The sequence below is a fragment of the Nocardiopsis algeriensis genome (assembly GCF_014203695.1).
Lineage (GTDB): Bacteria > Actinomycetota > Actinomycetes > Streptosporangiales > Streptosporangiaceae > Nocardiopsis > Nocardiopsis algeriensis.
This window is the reverse complement of the sequence record NZ_JACHJO010000008.1, coordinates 168,937-194,647: the sequence shown is the minus strand read 5'-3', so window position 1 is coordinate 194,647 and position 25,711 is coordinate 168,937. Positions and strand designations below refer to the sequence as shown.

The 25,711-nt window shown below is 72.9% G+C and carries 19 protein-coding genes, 2 pseudogenes and 3 riboswitches; of the genes and pseudogenes, 6 read left to right on the top strand and 15 right to left on the bottom strand.

The genetic code is table 11. The annotated features are described in order from the left end of the window. Positions 1 to 40 precede the first annotated feature (40 nt). Positions 41 to 178, top strand: a riboswitch (cobalamin riboswitch). 28 nt (positions 179 to 206) lie between these two features. Genes FHS13_RS14430 through FHS13_RS14415 form a run of 4 tightly spaced genes read left to right on the top strand, consistent with a single transcriptional unit; the run spans position 207 to position 6,431 of the window. Then, entirely contained in the window at positions 207 to 2,285 is a 2,079-nt protein-coding gene (locus tag FHS13_RS14430; RefSeq protein WP_246405295.1) for a VWA domain-containing protein, read from the top strand. Beyond that, a complete protein-coding gene (gene cobO, locus FHS13_RS14425; protein WP_184292407.1) occupies positions 2,285 to 2,899 on the top strand; it encodes a cob(I)yrinic acid a,c-diamide adenosyltransferase in 615 nt (204 codons plus the stop codon). The genes FHS13_RS14430 and cobO overlap by 1 nt, the downstream gene beginning before the upstream one ends. Before the next feature lie 17 nt (positions 2,900 to 2,916). Then, positions 2,917 to 5,490 carry a bifunctional hydrogenobyrinic acid a,c-diamide synthase/histidinol phosphate aminotransferase CobBC gene (gene cobBC / locus FHS13_RS14420; RefSeq protein WP_184292542.1) on the top strand — a complete coding sequence of 858 codons (2,574 nt, stop codon included), beginning with the start codon at positions 2,917 to 2,919 and terminating at the stop codon, positions 5,488 to 5,490. Beyond that, positions 5,472 to 6,431 carry a cobalamin biosynthesis protein gene (locus tag FHS13_RS14415; protein ID WP_343065034.1) on the top strand — a complete coding sequence of 320 codons (960 nt, stop codon included), beginning with the start codon at positions 5,472 to 5,474 and terminating at the stop codon, positions 6,429 to 6,431. Before cobBC ends, FHS13_RS14415 begins: the two co-directional genes overlap by 19 nt. Before the next feature lie 364 nt (positions 6,432 to 6,795). Here FHS13_RS14415 and FHS13_RS14410 read toward each other — a convergent pair whose 3' ends face one another. Continuing rightward, complete coding sequence (locus tag FHS13_RS14410) at positions 6,796 to 7,632, bottom strand: NAD(P)H-binding protein (RefSeq protein WP_184292406.1); 837 nt, start codon at positions 7,630 to 7,632, stop codon at positions 6,796 to 6,798. Between the two features lie 52 nt (positions 7,633 to 7,684). On the opposite strand from FHS13_RS14410, the pseudogene FHS13_RS21890 reads away from it, so the two are divergent. Continuing rightward, a pseudogene (locus tag FHS13_RS21890) lies at positions 7,685 to 7,999 on the top strand (cupin domain-containing protein); the annotation flags it as partial. A gap of 52 nt (positions 8,000 to 8,051) precedes the next feature. On the opposite strand, the gene FHS13_RS21180 reads toward FHS13_RS21890, so the two are convergent. The 8 genes and pseudogenes from FHS13_RS21180 to msrA all read right to left on the bottom strand — a co-directional run bounded on the left by FHS13_RS21180 (position 8,052) and on the right by msrA (position 18,814). Continuing rightward, a complete protein-coding gene (locus FHS13_RS21180; protein WP_343065039.1) occupies positions 8,052 to 8,771 on the bottom strand; it encodes a cobalt-precorrin-6A reductase in 720 nt (239 codons plus the stop codon). A 195-nt stretch (positions 8,772 to 8,966) separates the two neighbouring features. After that, positions 8,967 to 10,352: pseudogene (locus FHS13_RS21175) on the bottom strand (cobyric acid synthase); the annotation flags it as partial. Beyond that, a complete protein-coding gene (gene cobF / locus FHS13_RS14395; protein ID WP_184292404.1) occupies positions 10,349 to 11,074 on the bottom strand; it encodes a precorrin-6A synthase (deacetylating) in 726 nt (241 codons plus the stop codon). The gene cobF and the pseudogene FHS13_RS21175, both read right to left, overlap by 4 nt. Then, positions 11,071 to 14,712: a cobaltochelatase subunit CobN gene (cobN, locus tag FHS13_RS14390; RefSeq protein WP_184292403.1), complete on the bottom strand. Its 3,642-nt coding sequence runs from the start codon at positions 14,710 to 14,712 to the stop codon at positions 11,071 to 11,073. The genes cobF and cobN overlap by 4 nt, the downstream gene beginning before the upstream one ends. Positions 14,713 to 14,747: 35 nt before the next feature. Then, positions 14,748 to 14,862: riboswitch (cobalamin riboswitch) on the bottom strand. A 2-nt stretch (positions 14,863 to 14,864) separates the two neighbouring features. After that, complete coding sequence (locus tag FHS13_RS14385; protein WP_184292402.1) at positions 14,865 to 15,746, bottom strand: ABC transporter ATP-binding protein; 882 nt, start codon at positions 15,744 to 15,746, stop codon at positions 14,865 to 14,867. Further along, on the bottom strand, positions 15,743 to 16,759 hold the full coding sequence (locus tag FHS13_RS14380) for an iron chelate uptake ABC transporter family permease subunit (RefSeq protein WP_184292401.1): 1,017 nt from the start codon (positions 16,757 to 16,759) through the stop codon (positions 15,743 to 15,745). The genes FHS13_RS14385 and FHS13_RS14380 overlap by 4 nt, the downstream gene beginning before the upstream one ends. After that, on the bottom strand, positions 16,756 to 17,796 hold the full coding sequence (locus tag FHS13_RS14375) for an ABC transporter substrate-binding protein (RefSeq protein WP_221442943.1): 1,041 nt from the start codon (positions 17,794 to 17,796) through the stop codon (positions 16,756 to 16,758). The genes FHS13_RS14380 and FHS13_RS14375 overlap by 4 nt, the downstream gene beginning before the upstream one ends. 60 nt (positions 17,797 to 17,856) lie before the next feature. Further along, positions 17,857 to 18,068: riboswitch (cobalamin riboswitch) on the bottom strand. Positions 18,069 to 18,151: 83 nt separating this feature from the next. Then, a complete protein-coding gene (gene msrA / locus FHS13_RS14370) occupies positions 18,152 to 18,814 on the bottom strand; it encodes a peptide-methionine (S)-S-oxide reductase MsrA (RefSeq protein ID WP_184292399.1) in 663 nt (220 codons plus the stop codon). Positions 18,815 to 18,878: 64 nt separating this feature from the next. On the opposite strand from msrA, the gene rarD reads away from it, so the two are divergent. After that, entirely contained in the window at positions 18,879 to 19,784 is a 906-nt protein-coding gene (rarD, locus tag FHS13_RS14365; protein WP_184292398.1) for an EamA family transporter RarD, read from the top strand. 49 nt (positions 19,785 to 19,833) lie between these two features. Here rarD and FHS13_RS14360 read toward each other — a convergent pair whose 3' ends face one another. The 6 genes from FHS13_RS14360 to FHS13_RS14335 form a co-directional block, all read right to left on the bottom strand. Then, positions 19,834 to 20,250, bottom strand: a complete 417-nt coding sequence (locus FHS13_RS14360; RefSeq protein ID WP_184292397.1) for a hypothetical protein — start codon at positions 20,248 to 20,250, stop codon at positions 19,834 to 19,836. After that, positions 20,247 to 20,705, bottom strand: a complete 459-nt coding sequence (locus FHS13_RS14355) for a helix-turn-helix domain-containing protein (RefSeq protein WP_184292396.1) — start codon at positions 20,703 to 20,705, stop codon at positions 20,247 to 20,249. The genes FHS13_RS14360 and FHS13_RS14355 overlap by 4 nt, the downstream gene beginning before the upstream one ends. A gap of 52 nt (positions 20,706 to 20,757) precedes the next feature. Further along, positions 20,758 to 21,171, bottom strand: coding sequence for a type II toxin-antitoxin system RelE/ParE family toxin (locus tag FHS13_RS21885; RefSeq protein WP_184292395.1), 414 nt, complete (start codon positions 21,169 to 21,171; stop codon positions 20,758 to 20,760). Positions 21,172 to 21,270: 99 nt separating this feature from the next. Beyond that, on the bottom strand, positions 21,271 to 22,275 hold the full coding sequence (locus FHS13_RS14345; RefSeq protein ID WP_184292394.1) for a polyprenyl synthetase family protein: 1,005 nt from the start codon (positions 22,273 to 22,275) through the stop codon (positions 21,271 to 21,273). Positions 22,276 to 22,462: 187 nt separating this feature from the next. Further along, positions 22,463 to 24,094, bottom strand: coding sequence for an NADH-quinone oxidoreductase subunit NuoN (nuoN, locus tag FHS13_RS14340; RefSeq protein WP_184292393.1), 1,632 nt, complete (start codon positions 24,092 to 24,094; stop codon positions 22,463 to 22,465). After that, complete coding sequence (locus FHS13_RS14335; RefSeq protein WP_184292392.1) at positions 24,094 to 25,710, bottom strand: NADH-quinone oxidoreductase subunit M; 1,617 nt, start codon at positions 25,708 to 25,710, stop codon at positions 24,094 to 24,096. The genes nuoN and FHS13_RS14335 overlap by 1 nt, the downstream gene beginning before the upstream one ends. Position 25,711: the final 1 nt, after the last annotated feature.

The window sequence follows — 25,711 nt, the reverse complement described above, 5'->3', positions numbered from 1 at the left end:
CGTGGCGGGCACAGGCACGAGGTGCCCCAACGGCCCAGCCATCGGAAACGGTGGGGACGGCGGGAGGGGAGAATCTGGGAAGCCCGGTGAGATCCCGGCACAGGCCCGCTGCGGTGAACCGAGCCTCCGCTCAGGAGGACTCGGCAAGTCCGAAGACCGGCCTCGCGCCCGCCCCTTACGGATGGCGAGACGAGCGGGAGCCTCACATGCCATTGCAGTCATCGCACTACCCCTTTTCCGCGATCGTCGGCTGCGACACCGAACATCTCGACGACCTGGGCCTCTCCCTCGTCCTCACCAGCGTCTCGCCGGAGATCGGCGGCGTCCTGGTGCGCGGGGAGAAGGGCACGGCCAAGTCCACCGCCGTCCGGGCCCTCGCCTCCCTCCTCCCACCCGTCGACGTCTACCAGGGCGACCGGTTCTCCGTGGACCCCGCCGATCCGGCACAGCGGTCGCCGGACGGTCCCTTCGGGTCCGGCACGGCCGTGGAGAACCGCCCGGTGCGGCTCGTCGAACTGCCCGTCGGTGCCACCGAGGACCGCGTCCTGGGCTCCCTGCACCTGGAGCAGGCGCTCACGCACGGCAAGGTCGCCTACGAGCCCGGCCTGCTGGCCCGGGCCCACCGCGGAATCCTCTACGTCGACGAGGTCAACCTGCTCCACGACCACCTGGTCGACCTCCTCCTCGACGCCGCCGCGACCGGCCGGGTGACCGTGGAACGCGACGGGTTCTCCGTGGAGCACGCGGCCCGGTTCCTGCTCATCGGCACGATGAACCCCGAGGAGGGCGAGCTGCGTCCGCAGCTCCTCGACCGGTTCGGCCTCACCGTCGAGGTCGCGGCGCCGTCCGAGCCCGCGGCCCGCGCCGAGGTGGTCCGCAGGCGCATGGCCCACGACTCCGACGCCGCCGCCTTCGCCTCGCGCTACCGCGAGGCCGAGGAGGCCCTCGCCGAGCGCATCGCCGCGGCCCGGAAGGCGCTCGCGCAGGTGCGACTGTCCGAGGCCGCGCTGCTGAAGATCGCCGAGGTGTGCGCGGCACACGAGGTGGACGGCCTGCGGGCCGACATCGTCACCGCGCGCACGGCGGTGGCGCACGCGGCGTGGGAGGGCCGGACCTCGGTCACCCGGGCCGACATCCGCCGCGCCGCCATGCTCGCCCTGCCGCACCGGCGCCGACGCAACCCGTTCGACGCGCCGGGGCTCGACGAGGACCTCCTCGACCGGATCCTGGGTGACGAGGAACTGCCGCCCGACCCCCCGGAGCCACCGGGCCCGGGAGGCTCTGACGGTCCTGACGGCTCCGATGCCCCTTCGGACACCGACGGGAGCGACGACCTCTCCGGCACCGACGGCCCGTCGGACGCCGGCGGTCCCGCCGAGGCTCCGGACGGCGAGCCGGCCGGCCAGGAGCAGCTGCCCGCCCCGCAGGAGGCGGACGGTTCCGACAGCAGCGCCCCGGTGGCCGGCCCCGCCGGGAGCTCCACGGCCAGGGCCGCCGCTCCCTACCGGCCCCGGGTGCTCACCGTGCGGGGTTCCGGTGAGGGGGCCGACGGCAGGCGCAGCCGGGCCGTCGGCACACGGGGCCGCCGGATCGGCTCCGCCGCGCCCGGCCGGGGATCCGGCAGCGCGCTCCACCTGGTCGAGACCGTACGGGCCGCCGCGCTCCGGCCGCAGGAGAGAGGGCGACTGCGGTTCCACCCCCGCGACCTGCGCGTCGCGGTCCGCGAGGGCCAGGAGAGCAACCTGATCCTGTTCTGCGTCGACGCGTCCGGCTCCATGGCGGCGCGCAAGCGCATGACCGAGGTCAAGACCGCGATCCTCTCCCTCCTCCTCGACGCCTACCGGCGCCGCGACAAGGTCGGCCTGATCACCTTCCGGAGACAGGACGCCGAACTCACACTGCCGCCGACCCGCTCGGTGGACGTCGCCGCGGCCCGCCTCGACGACCTGCCCGCCGGAGGGCGCACCCCGCTCGCCGAGGGCCTGCTCGAAGCGGCCCGCGTCCTGCGGCGCGAGCGCCTGCGGGACCCGAGGACGCGCCCGCTTCTGGTCGTGGTCACCGACGGCCGGGCCACCGGCGGGCGGGGCGCCGTCGGCCGTGCGCTGAGCGCCGCCGACCACGTCGCCGGACTGGGCGTCACCACTGTCGTGGTGGACGGCGAGTCCGGTCCGCTGCGCCTCGGCCTCGCCGCGCGCCTCGCCGCCCACCTGGGAGCCGACCACATGCCCGTCAGCGAGGTCAGCGCCGACGCGCTGGGCAACGCCGTACGAGAGAGGGCCGCCTGATGCCCAAGGGACAGCCGCTCGTCGTTCCCGACGACGGGCTCACCACGCGCCAGCGCCGCAACCGTCCCCTGCTCGCCGTCCACACCGGTGACGGCAAGGGCAAGTCGACCGCCGCGTTCGGCCTCGCGCTGCGCGGCTGGAACCAGGGCTGGCGGATCGGGGTGTTCCAGTTCGTCAAGTCGGCCAAGTGGCGCATCGGCGAGCAGACCGTACTGGAACGCCTCGGCAGGCTCCACGAGGAAACCGGCGAGGGCGGCCCGGTCGAGTGGCACAAGATGGGCTCGGGGTGGTCCTGGAGCCGCCGCAAGGGCAATGAGGAGGACCACGAGGCCGACGCCGCGGAGGGCTGGGCCGAGATCAAGCGACGGCTCGCCGACCAGACGCACGACCTGCTCATCCTCGACGAGTTCACCTACCCCCTCAACTGGGGCTGGGTCGACGTCGACGACGTCGTGGCCGCCCTCCGGGACCGTCCCGGCCGCCAGCACGTGGTCATCACCGGCCGCCGCGCTGATCCGCAGCTGCTGGAGGCCGCCGACCTCGTCACCGAGATGGCCAAGGTCAAGCACCCCATGGACGCCGGACAGAAGGGCCAGCGGGGGATCGAGTGGTGACGGCCCTGCCCCGGCTGATGATCGCCGCCCCCATGACGGGGCAGGGCAAGACCACGATCGCGACCGGACTGATGGCCGCGCTCCGTGACGCCGGACATGCGGTGAGCGGCCACAAGGTGGGGCCCGACTACATCGATCCCGGCTATCACGCCCTCGCCACCGGACGTCCCGGCCGCAACCTCGATCCCCACCTGGTCGGCGAGGACCGGGTCGCGCCGCTGCTCCTGCACGGGGCGCGCGGCGCCGATGTCGCCGTCGTCGAGGGGGTGATGGGCCTGCACGACGGGCGGCTCGGCACCGACGGGTTCGCCTCGTCCGCGCATGTCGCGGCCTTGACCCGAACGCCGGTGGTACTGGTTGTGGACGTGTCCCGGATGTCCCGTTCGGTGGGCGCTCTGGTGGCGGGCATGGCCGCGTACGACCCGGCGGTCGAGGTCGCCGGCGTGATCCTCAACCAGGCGGGCTCGGCGCGGAACGTCGCCGAGATCACCCGGGCTGTACGCCTGCCCGTCCTCGGCGTGGTCCACCGCGACGAGCGGATCGCCGCCCCGTCCCGGCACCTCGGGCTCGTGCCGGTTTCCGAGCGGGCGGAGTCGGCGCGCGTGGTCGAACGGCTCGGAGAGCACATCGCGCGCCAGGTGGACCTGGACGCACTGCTCGCCCTGGCCCGTTCCGCGCCCGCTCTGGACGCCCGGCCCTGGGACCCGGCACGTGAGCTGGCCGCGCCCTCTGCGGCCAGGCCGGTGGTCGCGGTGGCGGGCGGCCGGGCCTTCACCTTCCGCTACACGGAGGCCGAGGAGCTGCTCACCGCCGCCGGGTGCGAGGTCGTCGGCTTCGACCCGCTCGGCGACACCGAGCTGCCCGCGGGCACCCGGGGCATCTACCTCGGCGGAGGCTTCCCCGAGGTGTACGCCGACCGGCTCGCCGCCAACCGAGGCCTGCTGGCCGAGTTGCGGAGCGCGGTACGGGACGGGGTGCCGACCGTCGCCGAGTGCGCGGGCCTGCTCTACCTCGCCGAGTCGCTCGACGGCGAAGCCATGGCCGGGGCCGTCCCCGCGCGCGCCCGGATGACGGAGCGGCTCACCCTGCGCTACCCCGAGGCGGTCTCGCCCGGGGACACCCTGCTGACCCGGGCCGGGGAGAAGGCCACCGGCCACGAGTTCCACCGCACCCGCCTCACCCCCGGCGCCTCCGGCGACAGCCCGGCGTGGGACATCGACGGCACGGCGGAGGGTTTCGCCTCTCCGACGCTGCACGCCTCCTACCTCCATGTCCACTGGGCCGGGCACCCCCGGTTCGCCGCCCGCTTCGCAGCCGCCGTGCACTCCCGCCCGTCACCCACCACCACCCTCAACGGCGAGCCTCCGGCTCCACTCCTCTCCCGCCCGTCACCCACCACCACCCTCAACCGACGACCTACGGCCGACAACCCCCTCTCCCCGTCACCCACCACCACCCTCAACCGACGACCTACGGCCGACAACCCCCTCTCCCCGTCACCCACCACCACCCTCAACGGACAGCCTGCAGCCGGCAGCATTCCCCTGCCGGTGGCCGATCCGCTGCGGCACCACGGCGACGTCGAAGCGCGTGGCGGGCTGCTGGACTTCGCCGTCAACGTCTACGCCGGCGAGCGTCCCGCCTGGCTCGACCGGGCCCTGCGCGAGAGCCTGGGCCGCGCCGCCGTCTACCCCGACCCGGAGCCGGCCCGCGCCGCGATCGCCCGCCGGCACGCCCGGCGGCCCGCCGAGGTGCTGCCGACCGCGGGCGCGGCGGAGGCGTTCACCCTGATCGCACGGCTGCGGCCGTGGCGGCGCCCGGTGGTGGTGCATCCCCAGTTCACCGAGCCGCACGCCGCCCTGGAACAGGCCGGACACACCGTCACGTCCGTGCTCTGCACAGCCGGGGACGGCTTCGCGTTCGACCCGGCGGCCGTCCCCGGCGACGCGGACCTGGTTATGATCGGCAATCCCACCAACCCCACCGGCGTTCTGCACCCGGCCGCGGCGCTGCGTCGGCTGTGCCGACCCGGACGGCTGGTCGTCGTCGACGAGGCGTTCATGGATGCCGTACCGGAAGAGCCGGAGTCCCTGGTGGGCGAGCGGGCAGAGGGACTGGTGGTGCTGCGCAGCCTCACGAAGCACTGGTCGATCCCGGGCATCCGGGCCGGATACGTCGTCGGGGACGAGGCCGCGGTACGCGATCTGGGCCGGGCGCAGACACCGTGGTCGGTGTCCGCGCCCGCGATCGCCGCCACCGTCGCCTGCACGGGTGAGGAAGCGGTCCCCGAGGCACTGGAGCGGGCCCGGGCACTGGACGGCCAACGCACGTTCCTCGAAACCGGGCTACGGGAGGCGGGTCTGGAGTTCGTGCCGTCCCTCGCGCCGTTCGTCCTGGTACGGGTGGGAGAAGGTGTCCACGCGCGCCTGCGCGAACAGGGCATCGCGGTGCGGCGGGCCGACACCTTCCCCGGGCTCGACGCCTCCTGGGTACGCGTGGCCGTACGGCCCCCGGAAACCACCCGGCACCTGCTCGCCGCCCTCACCAGGACGCGCGAGGCGGAGGAGGAGCTGTGCGGCACCCGCGACTGAGCCCCCGCGCGGCCGGGCTCCTGCTGGGGTATGCCGCCGACCGGCTGCTGGGCGATCCCCGCCGGTTCCACCCGGTGGCCGGCTTCGGCACCGTCGCGGCGGCACTGGAGAAGCGCCTGTACGCGGACTCCCGGCCGCGCGGCACCGCCCACACCGTTCTCCTGGTGGGCGCCGCCGCCGGGCTGGGGATCGCCCTGGAACAGGCCACCGCCCGCTCCCCGGTCGCGCGAACGGCCGTCACCGCGCTGGCCACGTGGACCGTGCTCGGCGGGTGCTCGCTGGAGCGGGAGGCGACCGCGGTGCAGGACCTGCTGGCCGCGGGGGACCTCCCCGGAGCCCGTCGGCGGCTCAGGTCCCTGGTGGGCCGCGACACGAGCGTGCTGGACGCCTCCCAGGTGGCCCGGGCCGTCGTCGAGTCGGTGGCGGAGAACACCTCCGACGCGGTGGTCGCCCCCCTCGTCTGGGGAGCCGTCGCCGGGGTGCCCGGGTTGCTGGCCCATCGCGCCGCGAACACGCTCGACGCCATGGTCGGCCACCGCAGCCCCCGGTACGAGCGGTTCGGCTGGGCGTCCGCGCGCTTCGACGACCTGCTCAACCTGCCCGGGGCCCGCCTCGCCGGGGTGCTGGCGGCCGCCACCTCCCCGGGCCGGGCGAAGGCGGCTCTGCGGGCGTGGCGGCGCGACGCCGGGGCCCACCCCAGTCCCAACGCCGGTGTGGTGGAGGCGTCCTTCGCGGGCGCCCTCGGGATCCGCCTGGGCGGAACCAACCGGTACGGGACCCGGACCGAGCACCGGCCGGTCCTGGGCGACGGGCGGCCGGCCGAGCCGTCCGACATTCCGCGCACCACGGCCCTGGCCCGCCGCGTGGGACTCGGTGCCGTCCTCGTGGCGGCCGGTGTCGCCGCCGCTGTCGCGGCAGCCGACCGGTGCGGCCGACGGTGACCCTGCGGTCCGCCCGTCACCCCAGGGAGGTCACCCAGGCGAACGCGGCCGCCACGTCGTGGACGGTGGGAACGCCGGGCGGGCTGTGGCGGGAGCGGACCTCCGGCCACGGACAGGAAGCCGTGCAGGGGGGCGCCGGAGGAACTCCAGACCCTGGATGGTTGACGAACTGGCTTCGGTGTCCGTCACAGCCCTTCCCGCGGGCGAGGGAAAACGGTTCCGAGGCCACTGACCAAGGCGTCCACTGGTTCGAAACAGGTGTTCCAACGACGATGGTCGAGCAGCTCAGCCGCTGTCGGGGCAGGCGTCCCGGAGCTTGGTACTTCCATCGATCGGCGTTCTGCGGGCCGGAGCCGCCGGGTGGTCATCGCCGCCAGGCTCCCGCCGCTGCGGCCCGTACGGCGTAGTCCTCGAAGGTTCGGGGCGCCCGCCCCAGCACGGTGGCGACACCGTCCGTCGTTTCGGCGCTTGTCCTGCGCTCCAGCAGCACGAACATTTCGGCGACGTGGTGGGCATCGTCCTCGCCCCAGCCTTCCTCGACCAGCGCCGCAGTGTACTCGGCGGGGGAGACCTGCTTGTAGGCGATGGGCAGTCCGGATGCCCGGGAGATCAGCCCGACGGCTTCACCGAAGGTGAGCGCACGCGGTCCTGTCAGCTCATAGATCCGCCCGGCGTGCCGACCGGTTTCGGTCAGCACCGCGGCCGCGACATCGGCGACGTCCTCCACATCGATGAACGTTTCGGGGACCGCGCCGGCGGGAAGCGTCAGCTCGCCGGCGACCAGCGGGGCGTGGAAGAGGTCCTCGTCGAAGTTCTGGTTGAAGTTCGACGGCCGCAGAACGGTCCACTCCAGCGCCGAGCCGCACACGGCGTCCTCAGCCGACCGCATGTCCAGACCGAACGTGGAGTCGCCCCAGGTGTCGGCGCTGCGCCCGGAGAGCAGGACCAGCCGCTGTACGCCGGCTGCCTCGGCCCGGGCCACGAATTCGTGCACCGGTCCGGGCACGGGCGGGGGCACCACGTAGGCGGCGGTGACGTCCTGCAGGACCGCATCCCAGCTGCCGGGGTCGGACCAGTCGAAGCGGGTCCGGCTGGATCGGGAGGCGGCGCGCACCTGCGTGCCGTGCAGCCGCAGCCGGGCAGCGACCCGTCGGCCGGTCTTGCCGGTGGCGCCGAGGACGAGAGTGGTGTCGTTGCTCATGGAAGCGATTCAACGGCATCCGATCGGACGAATCCATGGGTGAAAAGCTGGAATGCCTTCGCCATCGTCCAATCTCAGTGGAATGGACATGTTCGGTGACCTGATCCGCGGGGTACGAGCCCACGGCTCGTTGTTCGGTAGTTCGACCCTGTCCCCGCCCCGGGCACTGCACTTCGTGGACGGCGCGCCGCTGACACTGTGCACCGTCCTCACAGGGAAGGGCTGGATCGTGCCGGAGCACCATCCGCCCGAGCCGCTTCGCGCCCGCGAGACGATCGTTGTGCGCGGCCCCGCGACGTTCACCTTCGTCGACGAGGTCGGCACCCGGGCCGAACCGGTCGCGTATACCCACCATTTCCGGAAGGGCCCGGCGCGCGCCGGTAGTGCCGGCCACCGCTGTGGCGGCGGGAGACGTCTCCTCACCCCAGGGAGGTCACCCAGGCGAACGCGGCCGCCACGTCGTGGACGGTGGGAACGCCGGGCGGGCCCGGCGGGCGCCGCACCACCACGACCGGAACGCCGAGCAGCCGCGCGGCCTCCATCTTCGGCCAGGTGTAGGTGCCGCCGGAGTCCTTGGTGACCAGGACGTCCGCGCGGTGCCCGCCCATCAGGTCCAGTTCACCGCCGAGGTCGTACGGTCCCCGGCTGGTCACCAGCCGCCAGGCGGCGGGCAGTTCGAGTTCGGGGACCTCCACCACCCGGGCCAGGACCGCCCGCCGGCCCAATTCCGGAACGAAGCGGGCGAGTTCCTGGCGGCCGACCGTGAGGAAGGGCCGTGCGCCGAGTGCCGCGGCCCTTTCCGCCGCCTCCTCGTGGGTGGCGGCGTAGTGCCAGGCCGGATCGGGGTTCCAGCCCGGCCGTTCCAGCCGCAGCAGCGGGACGTCGGTGCAGGCGGCCGCCGCGTTGGCGGTCATGCCGAGGGCAAAGGGGTGGGTGGCATCCACCACCGCGTCGTAGTCGGTGAGCGCCGCACGCAGTCCGGGCACTCCCCCGAAGCCGCCGATGCGGATCTTCCCCACCGGCAGGCGGGGCCGGGCCACCCGGCCGGCCAGCGACGTGGTCACGTCGACACCCGCCTCGACCAGGAGGGCGGCGAGCTCACGGGCCTCGGACGTACCCCCGAGAAGCAGCAGTCTCACCGAAGGAGACTGGACCGGAGGCCTCGGTTGAGGGTGGTGGCCCGCTTCCGGCGCGGAGCGCCCACCCGGGCGATGGTGGGCGACGGGTGGGCCTCCTGGGGCCAGAGGGGGCAGGTCCGCCGGGGCGCCCTCGCGGGCGAGGGCGAGCAGCGCGTCGACGTCGAGGTGCTGCTCCACGAGGTCGGCGAGCAGGTCGAGGCGCCGCTCCCGGGCGGCCCCGAAGCGTACGCCGGACGGCTCGCAGCCGAGCGCCTCGGCGAGGAAGGCACCGCGGAAGGCGTCCCCCTCCAGGCTGCCGTGCCACATGGTGCCGAAGACGTTCCCCGAGCGGGCACCGCCCAGGAACTCCTCCGCGCCGTCTCCGGCCGTGATCCGGCCGTGGTGGATCTCGTAGCCGTGCGCGGGCGCGCCGAGCGCCTTCCCGGACGGCAGGCGGAGGGTCTTCCCTGCGGTGAAGTCGGTCCGTACGTCGAGCAGCCCGAGGCCGTCCGCGCACGCCCCGGGCTCGGCCTCGACGCCGTCCGGGTCGGCGACGGTCCGGCCGAGCATCTGGAATCCGCCGCAGATGCCGAGCAGCGGCCGGCCGCGGCGGGCGTGCTCGGCGATCGCCCGGTCGAGTCCGCGGGAGCGCAGCCAGGCCAGGTCGGCGAGGGTGGACCGGGTGCCGGGCAGGACGACCAGGTCGGCGTCGGAGAGGTCGCGCGGGTCGGAGGCGAAGACGACGTCGAGGCCCGGCTCCAGGCCGAGGGCGTCCACGTCGGTGAAGTTGCTGATCCGGGGCAGGCGCACCACGGCCACCCGCCCGGCAGAAGTCTTCTCCGCGCGGCGGCCCTCCAGGTCGAGGGCGTCCTCCGAGTCGAGCCACAGTCCGGGGTCCCACGGCAGGGTGCCGTACACCCGGCGGCCGGTGAGCCGTTCGAGGTCGTCCAGCCCGGGCCGGAGCAGTCCGGCGTCCCCGCGGAACTTGTTGATCACGAAGCCCGCGACCAGCTTCTGGTCCGCGGGTTCCAGCAGCCCCACCGTGCCGTACAGCGCGGCGAAGACGCCGCCCCGGTCGATGTCGCCGACGACCACCACGGGCAGGCCCGCGTGCCGGGCCAGACCCATGTTCACGTAGTCGCCCGCCCGCAGGTTGATCTCGGCGGGGCTGCCCGCGCCCTCGGCGACGACGACGTCGTGGCGGGCCGCCAGGTCGTCGTACGCGGCGTGCGCGGCCCTCGCGAGGTGGCGGCGGCCGGACTCCCAGTCCGCCGAGGAGACGTCCCCGGCAGGGTGTCCGAGCAGGACGACATGGCTGCGCCGGTCGGTGCCCGGCTTGAGGAGCACAGGGTTCATGGCGGGCTCGGGCACGGCGCGGGCGGCCAGCGCCTGCACCCACTGGGCCCGGCCGATCTCCGCCGGACGGCCGTCGGGGCCGTGGCAGACCATGGAGTTGTTGGACATGTTCTGCGCCTTGTACGGCGCGACCCGCACGCCGCGGCGCGCGAAGGCCCGGCACAGGCCGGTGGTGACGACGCTCTTCCCGGCGTCGGAGGTGGTCCCGGCGACCAGCAGCCCTCCGGCACGCCCGGCCGCACTCATGTCGGCCTCCGCAGCAGTGCGATGTCCATCACCCAGCCGGCCCGGTCCCTGGCCCGTGTCCGGGCCGCGCCGATCGTCGGCAGCACGCCACCGACCCGTCCGGAGACCAGCTCCTCCGTGTCGGTGCCCAGGTTGGCGCCCCACCAGATCGACCACTGCTCCAGGCCCGTGAGATCCAGTTCCCCGCCGAGCATGACGACGATGTTGTCCTGCCCGGCGTCGACGGCCTCGCGCAGCCGGCGCGCCGGGGTGACGTGGACCGGTCGGCCCACCTCGTGCAGCACGATCCGGTGCCGCGCGGCGAGGAGCTGGGGGGCGCTGATGCCGGGGAGCACGTCGTGTTCCAGGGGGACGGCCCCTCGCTCGGCGATCCGCGCCACGATCCGCAGGGTGGAGTCGTACAGGGACGGGTCGCCCCAGACCAGGAACGCCGCCGTGCCGCCGTGCTCGCCGAGCACCCGTTCGTAGGCAGCGACCCGGGCCTCGTGCCAGGCGGCGACCGCGGCCGCGTAGTCCGCGGGGTCGTCGCGGTCGCGCTCGGGATCGGGCACGGTGACCAGGGGGAGATCGTACTCCTCACAGACCGCCTGACGCAGGGCGAGCAGCCCGTCGTCCTCGCGTTTGCGGGCGGCCACCGCGTAGTCGCAGCCCCGCAGCGCGTCGGCGACCTCCGGGGTGACGTGCCGCGGCCCCATGCCGATGCCGAGGATCCGCACTCTCATTCGGACCGCTCCTCCAGATCGCCCTCGACCTCCAGGTAGACCTCCTGGAGGGCCTCCAGCGTCTCCGGATCCGGTTCGGCCCACAGCCCGCGCCGGGCGGCCTCGTGCAGCCGCTCGACGATGCCGTGCAGCGCCCACGGGTTGGAGCGGCGCAGGAACTCCTGGGTGTCCGCGTCGAGCACGTACTCGGCCGCGAGCTTCTCGTACATCCAGTCGTGGACGACACCGGCCGTGGCGTCGAAACCGAAGAGGTAGTCGACGGTGGCGGCCAGTTCGAAGGCGCCCTTGTAGCCGTGGCGCCGCATGGCGGAGATCCAGCGCGGGTTGACCACCCGGGCGCGGAACACGCGGGCGGTCTCCTCGGTGAGGGTGCGGGTGCGGACCGCGTCGGGCGCGGTGGAGTCGCCGACGTACGCCTTGGGGTCGGCGCCGGTGAGGGCGCGGACGGTGGCGATCATGCCGCCGTGGTACTGGAAGTAGTCGTCGGAGTCGGCGATGTCGTGCTCGGCGCTGTCGATGTTCTTCGCGGCGACCTTGATCCGGCGGTAGTTGGCGCGCATGTCGTCGGCGGCCGGAACGCCGTCGAGGCCGCGCCCGTACGCAAAACCGCCCCAGGCCGTGTAGACCTCGGCGAGGTCGCGGTCGTCGCGCCAGTTGCCGGATTCGACGAGCTGGAGGATGCCGGCGCCGTACGAGCCGGGTGCGGAGCCGAAGATCCGGGTGGTGGCGCGGCGCCGGTCGCCGTGCGCCTCCAGGTCGGCGCGGGCGTGGGCGCGGACGAAGTTCTGCTCCTCCGGTTCGTCGAGGTCGGCGACCAGGTTCACGGCGTCGTCCAGCATGGCGACCACGTGGGGGAACGCGTCGCGGAAGAAGCCGGAGATGCGCACCGTGACATCGACGCGCGGGCGGCCCAGCTCCTCGAGCGGTACCACGTCGAGCCGGGAGACCCGGCGGGACGCCTCGTCCCACTCCGGGCGGACGCCGAGGAGCGCCAGCACCTCGGCCACGTCGTCGCCGGACGTCCGCATCGCCGAGGTGCCCCACACCGACAGGCCCACCGACTCCGGGTAGGTCCCGGTCTCCTCCATGTGGCGGCGCAGCAGGGAGTCGGCCATCGCCTGCCCGGTCTGCCAGGCGAGCCGGGAGGGGACGGCGCGGGGGTCGACGGTGTAGAAGTTGCGGCCGGTCGGCAGCACGTTGACCAGGCCGCGCAGCGGGGAGCCGGACGGGCCCGCAGGGATGAAGCCGCCCGCCAGGGCGTGGACGACGTGGTCGAGTTCGTCGGTGGTGCGGGCGAGGCGGGGCACCACCTGTGCGGCGGCGAACTCCAGGACGCGGCGCACCTCGGGGTCGTCGTGCAGGCCGGCCGCGGCGGCCGGGTCCCAGTCCGCGGCCTCCATCCGCTCGACGAGGCGGCGGGCGTGTGCTTCCGCCTCGTCGACCTCGGCGGTCGGCGCGTCCTCCTTCAGGCCGAGAGCGGACCGGAGGCCGGACACAGAGGCCACCCCGCTCCACACCTGGGCGGCGCGCAGGACGGCCAGGACCAGGTTCACCCGGGCCTCGTCCGCCGGCGCTTCACCGAGCACGTGCAGGCCGTCGCGGATCTGCGTGTCCTTGATCTCGCACAGCCAGCCGTCGACGTGGAGCAGGAAGTCGTCGAACTCCTCGTCGCCGGGACGCTCCTCCAGGCCGAGGTCGCGGTGCAGCTCCGCCGCACGCATCAGGGACCAGATCTCGCCCCGGACCGCGGGCAGCTTGGCCGGGTCCATGGCCGCGATGTTCGCGTGCTCGTCGAGCAGCTGCTCCAGCCGTGCGATGTCGCCGTAGGTCTCCGCGCGGGCCATCGGCGGGATGAGGTGGTCGACGACCGTGGCATGGGCGCGGCGTTTGGCCTGGGCGCCCTCGCCCGGGTCGTTGACCAGGAACGGGTAGATCAGCGGCAGGTCGCCGAGCGCCGCGTCGGTGGCGCAGGCGGCGGACAGTGCGGCGTTCTTTCCGGGCAGCCACTCCAGCGAGCCGTGCTTGCCGAGGTGGACGACGGCGTGGGCGCCGAAGCCGTGCTCCAGCCAGCGGTAGGCAGCCAGGTAGTGGTGGCTCGGGGGCAGGTCGGGGTCGTGGTAGATGGCGATCGGGTTCTCGCCGAAGCCGCGCGGCGGCTGCACCAGGACGACGACGTTGCCGGCGCGCAGGGCGGCGAGGACGAGTTCGCCCGCGTCGTTCACGTACAGGCGGCCGGGCGCGGGCCCCCACGCCTCGGTCATCGCGTCCTTCAGGGGCGCGGGCAGACCCTCGGTCCAGGCGGCGTACTCCTCGGGGGTGATCCGCACCTGGGCGTCGGTCAGCTGGACGGAGGTCAGCCAGTCCTCGTCCTGGCCGCCCGCCGCGATCAGGGCGTGCATCAGGGCGTCGCCGGCCTCCGTGTCGTCGGGCAGGTCCAGCCCGGGGAGGTCGCCGGGCGCACCCAGGTCGTAGCCCTCGTCGCGCAGTCGGCGCAGCAGGCGGACCAGCGAGCGGGGCGTGTCGAGCCCGACGGCGTTGCCGATGCGGGAGTGCTTGGTCGGGTAGGCGGACAGGACGACCGCGATCCGCTTCTCGGCCGGGGGCACGTGCCGCAGCCGGGCGTGGGCGACCGCGATCCCGGCCAGGCGGGCGCAGCGCTCCGGGTCCGCGACGTAGCGGGGCAGCCCGTCGCGGTCGATCTCCTTGAAGGAGAACGGCACAGTGATGATCCGGCCGTCGAACTCGGGGATGGCGATCTGGCTCGCCGAGTCGAGCGGGGTGACGCCGTCGTCGGAGGCCTCCCAGTCGGCGCGGGAGCTGGTCAGGCACAGCCCTTGGAGGACGGGGACGTCCAGGGCCGCCATCCGCTCCACGTCCCATGCCTCGTCGTCCCCGCCGGCGCTCGCGGACGCGGGCACGCTGCCGCCGGCTGCGAGGACGGTGACCACCAGTGCGTCGAAGCCTTCGAGCGCCTCGTACAGCTCGTCGGGCGCGGTGCGCAGCGATCCGGCGAACACGGGGACGCCCACGGCCTGCCCGGTCGCGTCGACGGCGTCGGCCAGGGCGTGCGCGAACGCGGTGTTGCCGCCGGCCTCGTGGGCCCGGTAGTAGAGGATGCCGACGCGTGGGAGCGCAAGGTCCTGAGGCCGGTCGCGCAACGGCGAAGAACTGCGCCGAAGGCGTCCGTTGAGGGAGGTGGCGGGCGACGGGAGGGCGAAGCCCCACAGCGGGACGGGCGCCGGCGGGTCGAACCCCTCGCCGGTCAGTAGCACGGTGTCCGACAGGAAGGCGTGCAGGCGCCCGAGGTTGGCGGGGCCGCCCTCCGCGAGGTAGCGGTGGGCGTCGGTCGCCACGCCGATCGGAACGGTGGAGTGCTCCATCAGCTCGGCGCTGGGCTGCTGCTCACCGCTGAGGACGACCAGCGGTGTGCCCCGCTCCCGGACGGCGGCGAGGCCGGGCCACAGGTCGTGGGGGGAGCCGAGCAGCCGCACCACCACGAGATCGGCGCCCTCGACGGTGCCGGTGAGTTCCGTGTCGGAGGCACGGGACGGGTTCGCCCAGGCGTATGCGGCGCCGCTGGCCCGTGCGGAGAGCAGGTCGGTGTCGGACGTGGACAGCAGCGCGATCCGTACCGTCATGGCCGGGTTCCTTCCTCGGGGTTCTCGCCCCATCGGCGGTCGGAGTGCCCGAGGCCAGTGTCTGGCTGAACCCCCGCGACAGGGGCCTCACAGTGGCGGAACCGCCCCGGAATCGCACCGGGTTCCTGCACCACGAGCAAAGGATTCACACTCTAACCGGCTTCCTGCCCTTCCCTTCCGGCGGGGGAGCGCAGGAAGCGGATCACCGGGCCTCCGGGGCCGGAGGCGACCTCGGCCCGGACCCCGTAGACCTCCTCGATGAGGGACGGTGTCAGGACCTCGGAGGGCGTGCCCTCGGCGACGGCACGGCCGTCCCGGAGCACGAGCAGGCGGTCGCAGTACATCGCGGCCAGGTTGAGGTCGTGCATGGCGATCACGGTGGTGACCGGCAGGCCCGCGACCAGTTCCATCAGGTCGAGCTGGTACTGGATGTCGAGGTGGTTGGTCGGCTCGTCGAGCAGCAGCTCGCTCGGCTCCTGCGCAAGGGCGCGAGCGATCTGGGCGCGCTGGCGCTCTCCGCCGGACAGCGTGTGCCAGGACCGGTCGGCCATCCCGGTGAGGCCGGTGCGCTCCAGGGCCGCCGTCACGGCGCCCAGGTCGGCGGTGGACATGGGCGTCCAGGCGCGGCGGTGCGGGATGCGCCCCAGGGCCACGACGTCGCGGACCGTCAGTTCGGTCTGGGTGTGCGCGTTCTGCTCGACGGCGGCGATGCGGCGCGCCGCCGCCCGGCGCGCGGTCCGGCCGAGCGGCCGCCCGTCCAGGGTGACCACGCCGGCGGAGGGCGCGAGGACGCCGGCGAGCAGCCGCAGAAGCGTCGACTTCCCCGAGCCGTTGGGGCCGAGCAGGCCGACGGTCTCGCCGGGGCGCGGGGCGACGGTGACGCCGTCAAGGACGAGTCTGCCACCGATCAGACGGCTCACGCGCTCGGCGTGCAGAGCGCATTCGGCGGACGCCTCCGGTGTGATTTCCTTTGCCGGGCTCTCCTCACCGATGGAGGTGCAGCGGTCGACCACGGCGGGATCGGAGTCGTTCATGTCTTCCTCCTGGCTCGGTACAGCACGGCGATGAAGGCGGGCACGCCGATGAGGGAGGTCACCACACCCACCGGGATCTCCTGCGGGTCCAGCGCTGTGCGCGCCACTGTGTCCACCCACACCAGGAAGACGGCGCCGCTCAGCACGGTCACGGGCAGGAGCCGCGCGTGGGCGGAACCGGTGAGTGCACGGACAGCGTGCGGCAGGACCAGCCCCACGAAGCCGATCGCCCCGGCCGAGCTGACGAGAGCAGCGGTGAGCAGGGCGGTGGCGGTCAGGAGCAGCAGGCGGGCCCGGGCCACCCGGACGCCCAGGTTCGCCGCGGCCTCCTCGCCGAAGGCGAAGGCGTCCAGAGTGGTGGTGTGGGCGAGGCAGACGGCGAGCACACCGGCCAGCACCGCCGCGCACAGGACCACGTCGGCCCATCCCGCGCCGCTGAGGGACCCCAGCAGCCAGAACAGCACGCCCCGTGTGGTCTCGGCATCCGCCGAGGTCAGCACGATGAACGAGGTCAGCGCCGCGAACAGCTGCATGGCCGCGACCCCCGACAGCACCACGCGGTCCATGCTCGCGCCGAGGCTGTGGGCGAGCAGCACCACCATCCCGAAGGAGAGTACCGCGCCGGCGAAGGCGCCCGCCGACAGCGACACCACGCCGCCGCCCCACCCCAGGACGATCACGGCGACCGCCCCGGTGGAGGCGCCGGAGGACACCCCCAGCACGAAGGGGTCCGCCAGCGGGTTGCGGAGCAGGGACTGCATGACCGCGCCACACAGGGCAAGCCCCGCCCCGCACACTGCGGCGAGCAGGGTTCGGGGCATGCGGAGGTTCCACACGATGCCTTCGCGCAGCGGCGACAGAGGGCTGTCGCCGAACCCCAGACGGGCGGACACCGAGCGCCAGACCTCGACCGTGGTGATGTCGGCGGGACCGATGGTCACGGCGACCGCGATCGACATCGCCAGGACCGCCGATCCACCGGAGGTGAGCAGCGCGAGACGCGCACCCCTCACCGGGTGAGCCCGAGGTCCCGCAGACCGGCGGCGACCTGCTCGATCCCCTCGACCGTGCGGATCGAGGGGTTCATGGCCTGGCCGCTGAGCAGGATGTACCGCTCCTCCTTCACGGCGGTGAGGATGCGGGTGGCCGGGTTGGTCTCCAGGAACTCGATCTTGGCGTCGGCGGTCTCGGCCGTCTGGGACTCGCGGGTCAGGTCGCCGAGCACGATGACGTCCGGGTCGCGGTCGGCGACGGTCTCCCAGTTGATCTGGGGCCACTCGTCGTGGGTGTCGTCGAAGGCGTTCTCCGCACCGACCGCGCTGGTGATGGCGCCTGGGGCGCCGCAGCAGCCGGCGAGGTAGGGCGACTCGGAGTTGGCGAACCAGTACATGAGGGAGACGTCGGAGACATCCAGGTCCTCGGTTGCCGTGTCCACCCGCTGCTGCAGCCGCGCGACGAGCTCCTCCCCTCGCTCCTCGACACCGAAGACCTGCGCCAGGTCGCGGATCTCGCCGTGGACGACGTCGAGGCTCAGCGGCTCGCTGCGGGAGCCGTCCCCTCCGCTCTCGTTGTCCTTGCCCGCGGCGCAGTCGGACGGGGAGACGTACGTGGGCACGCCCAGTTCCCCGAACTGCTCCCGGGTGGCGACACCGCCCGTGCCGAGCGTGGAGACGAAGGAGGCGGTCACGAAGTCCGGTTCGGCGTCCAGGACCACCTCGAAGGAGGGGTTGTTGTCGGCCAGCCGCGGAATGCCCTCGTTCGCCTCCTCCAGGCCCTCCATGATCGGGTCGGTCCAGGTGGCGGTACCGACGAGGCGGTCCTCCAGGCCGAGGGACAGGAGGATCTCGGTGGTGCCCTGGTTGAGGGAGACGACGCGCTCCGGCGCGGCGTCGACGGTCACCTCGTGTCCGCAGTTGTCGATCGTCCGGGGGTAGCCGGCGCCGGCGGACTGCGTGCCGCCGCTTTCCCCGTCCTGGGCCGGGCCGCAGGCGGTGAGCAGCAGGACAGGGGTGAGGAGGAGGACGACAGGGAGGGGCGCAGGGCGCAGCATGGGCATGCCTCGGGTGTCGGGGCTCGAACGCGAAGCCTGGCATCGGTTTCCCTCCGCGCACTCGACGCGGAGGTGCCAGCAGGTCTTCGGACTCGGGTTCACCCGGACAGAGTGCCTTCCCAGGCCGGAACCGCGTCGACGCTCAGGTCGGCACGGCCTCGCCCCAGTGGCGCAGTACCCTGCCCGTCCCCCTCACCGCTGCGCGTCAGTTCCGGATTCGCACCGGATTCCCTGACCACGGATGTGGTACGACTGGCCCGGGCAGAGTACCAAGGCCCCGTCGACGCCCTCCCGGCGGCCGGGGGTTCGGCGGCGGGCCGCCGCCGAACCTCCGTTCGGGTGTGCGCAGGTGGTGCTACTCGGTGCCGGCCACACCGATGGGGCAGCTGGCGCCGGTGCCGCCGATGCCGCAGTAGCCGTTGGGGTTCTTGGCGTCGGACAGGTACTGCTGGTGGTAGTCCTCGGCGAAGTAGAACTCCTGCAGCGGGGCGATCTCCGTGGTGACGGGGCCGTGGCCCGCCGCGGTGAGGACCGGCTGGAAGGCGTCCCGGGTGGCCTCGGCGACGGCGCGCTGCTCGTCGGAGGAGGAGTAGACCGCCGAGCGGTACTGCGTACCGACGTCGTTGCCCTGGCGCATGCCCTGGGTGGGGTCGTGGCCCTCCCAGAAGATCTTGAGGATCTCTGCGTAGGTGATCCGCTGCGGGTCGAAGACCACGCGCACCACCTCGGCGTGGCCGGTCAGCCCCGAGCACACCTCCTCGTAGGTGGGGTTGGGCGTGTAGCCGCCCGCGTAACCCGCGGCGGTGGTGATGATGCCGCGGTCGGCGCCCAGGCGCCAGAACATGCGCTCGGCCCCCCAGAAGCAGCCCATCCCCACGTGGGCGATCTCGCTGCCCTCCGGATAGGGCGGGGTGAGCGCGGTGCCCAGGACGGTGTGCCGCCCCGGGACCGGCATCGGGGTGTCCCGGCCGGGAAGGGCGCGGGTCGGCTCGACCATGGTCGTCTTTCTCCCGAACATGCCTTCAGGGTATCCGGGACCCCGGAGGAGAAGGTGTGAGCTGGTTCGCCCTACGATGGCGGACGTGCCCGAATCCCAACGCGGCGTCGTCCTCGGGGCGTCGGCCTTCTTCTTCTGGGCGGTCGCCGCCCTGTACTGGGACTTCCTCTCCGCGGCGGCACCCTCCGAGATCCTCGCCCACCGCATGGTGTGGTCCCTGCTCGCGATGTGTGTCCTGCTCGCGCTGGCCCGCCGGGGGTGGCGGTGGCTGCCCGGGGTGCTGCGCGATCGGCGAACGCTGCTGACGGTGGCCGCCGCCGCGGTGCTGATCTCCCTCAACTGGTGGGGGTTCATCTACGCGGTCTCCAGCGGGCAGACGCTGCAGGCCTCGCTGGCGTACTTCGTCAATCCGCTGATGTCGGTGTGCCTGGGCGTGGTGTTCTTCTCCGAGCGCCTGCGGCCGGCGCAGTGGGTCGCGGTGGGGCTGGGTGTGCTCGCGGTGGCCGTGATGGCCGTCGGCTACGGGGTGATGCCGTGGCTGGCGCTGCTCATGGCCTCCTCGTTCGCCGCCTACGGTGCGGTGAAGAAGTCCGTCCCCCTGGACGGTATGCAGAGCCTCACCGTGGAGACCCTGGTGATGTTCCTGCCGGCGCTGGGTTACGTGGTGTGGCTGGAGGCGACCGGGGCCGGCACGGTGTTCTCGGTCTCCCCCGGGCACTCGGCGCTGCTGGCGGGCAGCGGCTTCGTGACCGCGATACCGCTGCTGCTGTTCGGTATGGCGGCCCGGAAGGTGCCGCTGAGCGTCATCGGCATGCTCCAGTACATCACTCCCACCGGGATCTTCCTCGTCGGCTGGCTGGTCCAGGGCGAGGAGATGCCGCCCGCGCGGTGGCTGGGGTTCGGGGTCGTGTGGCTGGCCGTGTGCGTGTTCGCCGGCGACCAGGTCCGCGGCGCCCGGACCGCGCGCAGGGAGCGCGGGACCGCCGCCTGAGCCGGAACGGCCGGAACGGCACCGCCGGGTGCGCGGCACGGGGGACGGCTCAGGCGGCCGCCTGCACCCATACGGCGCAGCTGCCCCGTGCCGACCCCTTGTCCCCCACCCGGGCTTCGACGCACAGCTCGTACTGCCCGTACTTGGAGACCGCGACCTGGTAGTCCACCGACAGGTTGATCAGCATCGGCCTCCCGTCGTCCAGGCGCTCCCCCAGGCTCCCGGAGCCGTCCTGGACGAACAGCACGGAACCGTCCGGGTCCTTGACCAGGGCCTGGAAGGCGATTCTGTCGCCTGCGGACCAGTTGTCCCCCTCGCCCTCGGAGACCTGGGCGAGGAAGGCCCCCTTGACCGGCACCTGCAGCTTGTCCACGACCAAGGTGTTCTGGTTGAACCCGACGACGGTCATCGCCCCCCGGGAGTCGGCTACGAACGCCTCGGCCGGCACCACCCAGTCAACCTTCACAGAGTCCCCGTTTCCCACTGGACCGATCGGTCCGAACCCGTGTAGCGGATGTGCCGGCTGCTCCCGGAGCGCCCGCCGACGATGACCGTGGGCGCATGCCACAGCGGCCGGGAAGAAGGCTCCGCGGTACGGAACGAGATGGATCCCGTGGCTCCGCCGGACGTGTCCAGGGCCGGGCCGGCGACCCGCACCCGGAACTGCAGGCGCGCGCACACGGCACGGGCGTAGCGCTGGACGGTGGAGATCCGGGGATCGTTGGCCACGCTCTCGATCTCGGAGACGGCGGACTGCGTGGTTCCCATGGCCGACGCCACGTCGGACTGGGTCAGTCCCTGCTGCTTGCGCAGTTCCACGAGGGCGTCGATCAGGGACACGAACTCCTGCACATCCTGATCCGCCTCCTGCTGCTCCGGCGCCTCGGCATCGATCCCCAACAGGTCGTCCAGGTCCAACACGCCACCTCCTCCCTGGTGTCCATCATCAGTATCGGTATTCAGCGATAACGTATCAAGGTCCCTGCGGGTGCCTGCGGTGCCAGTCCTTCAACCGCGCCCAGGCCACCTCGAGGTCGTGGTGCGCGGTCCGCGACTTCTTCACGAAGAAGTGCAGCGCCAGGAGCACGAGGCCGCCCGAGACGTTCGCGTAGACCAGCCGGAACGACCTGTCTCCGCACCTGACCACCAGCTCGCGCATGCCCTGGTAGCCGCTCAGCGGCTTGTCCGCCGCCCCCAGGTCCCGCCCCCTGCCCTTCTCGCCCATGACCCTCTTCAGCTTCTGCTGTTCGTGGGGGCCGAGCCCGAGTCGTGCGATCTCCTTGCGGACAAGGTCGTTGCCCGTGGACGACGTGAAGGTCTCCCATCGGCTCAGCGCGCGCTCCTTCCACTCCCGGCGGCACGGGAACAGCCTAGGTGTATCGACCACCGAGGACCGCCGGGGGAGCGCCTGCCGCACCGTTCTCGGGTACACGTGCCGACGGCGCCGCCCGATGGGGGCGGCGCCGTCGGCACGTCCGTCACGGGGTCAGCCGGAGCGCTCGACCATGTAGTCGCACAGGGCCTCGAAGGCGCCGCGGGCAGGGCCCTCCGGAAGGGTGGCCAGCTCGGCGCGGGCCTTGTCCGCCCAGCCCCGCAGGGTCCGCTCCGCCTCCTCCATCGCCGGGTGCACCCGCAGCAGCTTGAGCGCCTCCTCGGCCTCGGCGTCGTCCAGCGGGCGGCCCAGCAGGGACTTGAGCCGGTCGTCGGCGGGGTCCTGGGAGCGCAGGGCGTAGAACATGGGCAGCGTGAGCACGCCCTCGCGCAGGTCGGTGCCGGGGATCTTGCCCGAGGCGTCGCTCTCGCCCGCCACGTCGAGCAGGTCGTCGGCCAGCTGGAACGCCATGCCCAGCGCGTCGCACGCCCGCACGAGCGGGGTGGTGATCTCGGCGGGCACCGCGCCGAACATGGCGCCGAACTCGGCCGACGAAGCGATCAGCGACGCCGTCTTGTCCGCGATCACCTGCATGTAGTGGTCGAGCGGGTCCGTGCCCTCGCGCGGGCCGGAGGTCTCGAGGATCTGGCCCTGCACCAGTCGGCCGAAGGTCTGCGCCTGAAGGGCCACGGCCTCCGTGCCCAGGTCGGCCAGGATCTCCGAGGCCTTGGCGAACACGTAGTCACCGGTGAGGATGGCGACCGTGTTGCCCCACCGCTGGTTGGCGCTGGGCTTGCCGCGCCGCATCGCGGCCTCGTCCATCACGTCGTCGTGGTAGAGCGTCGCCACGTGGGTCAGCTCGACCACGGCCGCGGCCGGGACGAGGTCGGGGAGCTCGGGGTCGCCGAAGCGCGCGGCCAGCAGCACCAGCATCGCCCTGAGGCGCTTGCCGCCCGCGGCCAGCAGGTGGGAGGCCGCCTCGGTCAGCATGGGGTCGCTCGATCGGACCGACTCCATCAGGAGGTCCTCGACCTTCTCGAGGGACTCCTGGATCTCCCGGGCGAGGGTCGGGTCGACTCTCGGCAGAGCGAGAAAACCGCTCGGGACAGCACCGCTCACCGTAAAAGCTCCACCTGTAGGACGGCGCGCCTCGACCCGGGGCCACTCGCGCGCTCGGTACATGAACATGATCTGTTTGCCACGGTATCCGACCCGGATTCACCGGCCAAAGCCACACCAGGATACGGCCCGGGCCGCGGCGAGAGCGCAGCTCGCCGCGGCCCGGACCACCGCTGTCGGCGGGATCTCAGCCGGTCCCGGCCGCCTGGTCGGCCATCGCCGCCGCCGGCTCCTCGCCCGAGGGCGGGAGCAGGTCGAGGACGGGTCCGGGGTACAGCCCCAGCAGCAGTGTCGCCGCCACCCCGATCGCGATGACGCCGCCGGTGGCGGCGCCGGCCCGCACCACCGTCGGGCCGTCGGCCTCGGGGTCCCGGAAGAACATCACCAGGATGATCCGCATGTAGAAGAACGCGGTCACGGCGCTGCTGAGCACGCCGACGACCACCAGCGGGGTCGCCCCGGCGGACACGGCCGCCTCGAACACGGCGAACTTGCCGACGAATCCGCTGGTGAGCGGAATACCGGCGAAGGCCAGCAGGAAGAGCGTCAGCGCCCCGGCCAGGGCCGGGTGGCGCCGTCCCAGGCCGGACCACCGGTCCAGGTCGCCCAGCTCCTGCCCGCCGTCCTTGGTGCGCACCAGCGTCACCACGGCGAAGGCTCCCACGGTGGTGAAGCCGTAGGCGGCGAGGTAGAACATCGCCCCCGCCAGACCTTCGCTGCTCCCCGCCACCACGGCGGTCAGGATGAACCCCGCGTGCACGACCGAGGAGTAGGCCAGCAGGCGCTTGACGTCGCGCTGGCTGACGGCCACGATCGCCGCGGCCACCATGGTGAGCACCGCGACGATCCACAGCACCGGTTCCCACTGGCCGGCGCTGCCGCCGAACGGGACGAAGAACACCCGCAGCAGCGCGCCGAAGGCGGCCACCAGGGTGCCGGAGGCCATGAGCGCCGTGATGGGCGTGGGCGCGCCCTGGTAGACGTCGGGCTTCCAGTTGTGGAAGGGGACCGCGCCGACCTTGAACAGCAGGCCCACGGCCACCAGGCCGATGCCCAGGAGCAGCAGCGGCTCGCCGTTGCCCTCCTGGAAGATCGCCGCACCCCCGGCGTCGACCGCCGCGCGGATCTCGGCGAAGTTCACCGAACCGGCGTAGCCGTAGACCATGGCCGCGCCGAAGAGGAAGAACGCCGAGGAGAAGGCGCCGAGCAGGAAGTACTTGACCGCGGCCTCCTGCGAGAACAGGCGGCGCCGCCGGGCGAGCCCGCACAGCAGGTACAGCGGCAGGCTCATGACCTCCAGGGCGATGAACATCGTGAGGAAGTCGTTGGCGGCGGGGAACATCAGCATGCCCAGGACCGCGAACAGCACCAGGGGGTAGACCTCGGTGTGCTGCGAACCGGCCAGGATGTGCGCCCGCTCCTCCTCGCTGCCGGGCACGGTGGCCGCCTGGGCGGCGAAGGCGTCCCGGCCGTCACGGCGCTCGGAGATGAGCAGGAGGCTCACCAGGGCCAGCAGGGCGATGGTGCCCTGCAGGAAGAGCACCGTGCGGTCGACGGCCAGCGCACCGGCCGCGACGGTGGTGCCGACCTGCCCCTCGGGCAGCGACCCGGCCTGGAGCACGACCATGGCGAAGGCGGCCAGCAGGGCCAGGGCCGCCACGCCGATCTGCAGGGGCCTGCGCCGGGAGGCCGGCACGAAGGCCTCGAACAGCACCGCCAGCACACCGGCCCCGAACACCGTCAGCAGCGGGGCCAGCAGCCACCAGTCGAGGACCGGTGGATTCTCGGTGACGACGGGAAGGTTGTCCGCCAGGAACATCACTCCTCCCCTCCTTCCTCAGAGGCGTCCACCGCGGTCTCCACGGTGCGCTCCACTGCTGGGTTGATCACGTCGAGCAGTGGCTGGGGGTACAGCCCGAACGCGAGGATGAGCGCGAGCAGCGGGCCGACGGCCCAGGCCTCGCGCGCGGACAGGTCCTTGAAGCCGGCGACCTTCTCCCCGGCGGGACCGGACATGGTGCGCTGGTACATCCACAGGATGTAGAGGGCGGCCAGCACCACGCCGACCACGGCGACGACCGCGGGGACGGGGCTGAAGGCGTAGGCCCCCAGGAAGACCAGGAACTCGCTGACGAAGGGCGCCAGGCCCGGCAGGCCCAGTCCCGCCAGGCCGGTGACCAGGAAGACCCCCGCCAGCTTGGGCGCGGTGTTCTGGACACCGCCGAAGTCCTCGATGAGCGCCGAGCCCCGGCGGGCGACCAGGAAGCCGACCAGCAGGAACAGGGCGCCGGTGGCGAACCCGTGGTTGACCATGTACAGGGCCGCGCCCGCCTGGCCCTGCTGGTTCAGGGCGAAGATGCCCAGGGTGATGAACCCGAAGTGGGACACCGAGGTGTAGGCGACCAGCCGCATCATGTCGCTCTGCCCGATCGCGAGGATCGCGCCGTAGATGATGCTGACCAGGCTCAGTCCGACCACCGGCCACACGAACCACGAGACGGCCGAGGGGAACAGCTCGATGCAGTAGCGGAGCATGCCGTAGGTGCCGACCTTGTCGAGCACTCCGACGAGCAGCACGGCGGTTCCGGGCCGGGACGCCCCGGCCGCCTGCGGCAGCCAGGTGTGCACCGGCCACATCGGCGCCTTGATCGCGAACGCGATGAAGAAGCCGAGGAACAGCCACCGCGCGGTGGAGGGGTCGAGGGCGGCCAGCGCGCTTCCCCCGCCGACCAGGTCGGCCCACAGGAAGGTGCCGCCGTACACCGCCACACCGATGACGGAGACCAGCATGACCAGGCCGCCGGCGAGGCTGTAGAGCAGGAACTTCAGGGCCGCGGCGGACCGCTCGTTGCCGCGCCCGTAACGCCCGATCATGAAGTAGACCGGGATGAGCATGGCCTCGAAGAACACGTAGAACAGGAAGACGTCGGTGGCCGCGAAGACCCCGATCATCATGGCCTCCAGGGCCAGGACGAGCGCGAAGTAGCCGCGTCCGCCGTCCTCCCTGTCGTCGTGTTCGCGCCAGGCCGCCAGGACGACCAGCGGTACCAGCACCGCCGACATCAGTACGAGCGCCAGGGCCAGGCCGTCGACGCCGACGGCGTAGTGGATGCCGAACCGGGGGATCCACTCGTGGACCTCCGTGAACTGCAGGGACCCGGCGTCGGAGGTGTCGAACCGCAGGGCCATGGCGACGAGTACCGCCAGGGTGGCCAGGGAGAAGCCGAGCGTGATCCGCTTGGCGTTCTCCGCGGAGGCCGGGCCGCCGGTGGCGGCGGGAGCCTTCGTCCGGACCGCCGTGGCGGTCCCGCCCCCGGCCGAGGCGGAGGCGGCCGTCTCGGACACGGTGTCGGGCGCCTTGACGCGCGGCAGCGCCCAGACGAGCACAGCGCCGACCGCGGGTAGCGCGATCGCGATGGTGAGCCAGGGAATCATG

Coding starts and splice junctions, on each gene's coding strand:
- cobBC (WP_184292542.1), top strand. CDS start 2,917: ATGATCGCCGCCCCCATGACGGGGCAGGGCAAGACCACGATCGCGACC.
- cobF (WP_184292404.1), bottom strand. CDS start 11,074: ATGAGAGTGCGGATCCTCGGCATCGGCATGGGGCCGCGGCACGTCACC.
- FHS13_RS14430 (WP_246405295.1), top strand. CDS start 207: ATGCCATTGCAGTCATCGCACTACCCCTTTTCCGCGATCGTCGGCTGC.
- FHS13_RS14335 (WP_184292392.1), bottom strand. CDS start 25,710: ATGATTCCCTGGCTCACCATCGCGATCGCGCTACCCGCGGTCGGCGCT.
- nuoN (WP_184292393.1), bottom strand. CDS start 24,094: ATGTTCCTGGCGGACAACCTTCCCGTCGTCACCGAGAATCCACCGGTC.
- cobO (WP_184292407.1), top strand. CDS start 2,285: ATGCCCAAGGGACAGCCGCTCGTCGTTCCCGACGACGGGCTCACCACG.
- msrA (WP_184292399.1), bottom strand. CDS start 18,814: ATGTTCGGGAGAAAGACGACCATGGTCGAGCCGACCCGCGCCCTTCCC.
- FHS13_RS14385 (WP_184292402.1), bottom strand. CDS start 15,746: ATGAACGACTCCGATCCCGCCGTGGTCGACCGCTGCACCTCCATCGGT.
- FHS13_RS14375 (WP_221442943.1), bottom strand. CDS start 17,796: ATGCTGCGCCCTGCGCCCCTCCCTGTCGTCCTCCTCCTCACCCCTGTC.
- FHS13_RS14410 (WP_184292406.1), bottom strand. CDS start 7,632: ATGAGCAACGACACCACTCTCGTCCTCGGCGCCACCGGCAAGACCGGC.
- cobN (WP_184292403.1), bottom strand. CDS start 14,712: ATGACGGTACGGATCGCGCTGCTGTCCACGTCCGACACCGACCTGCTC.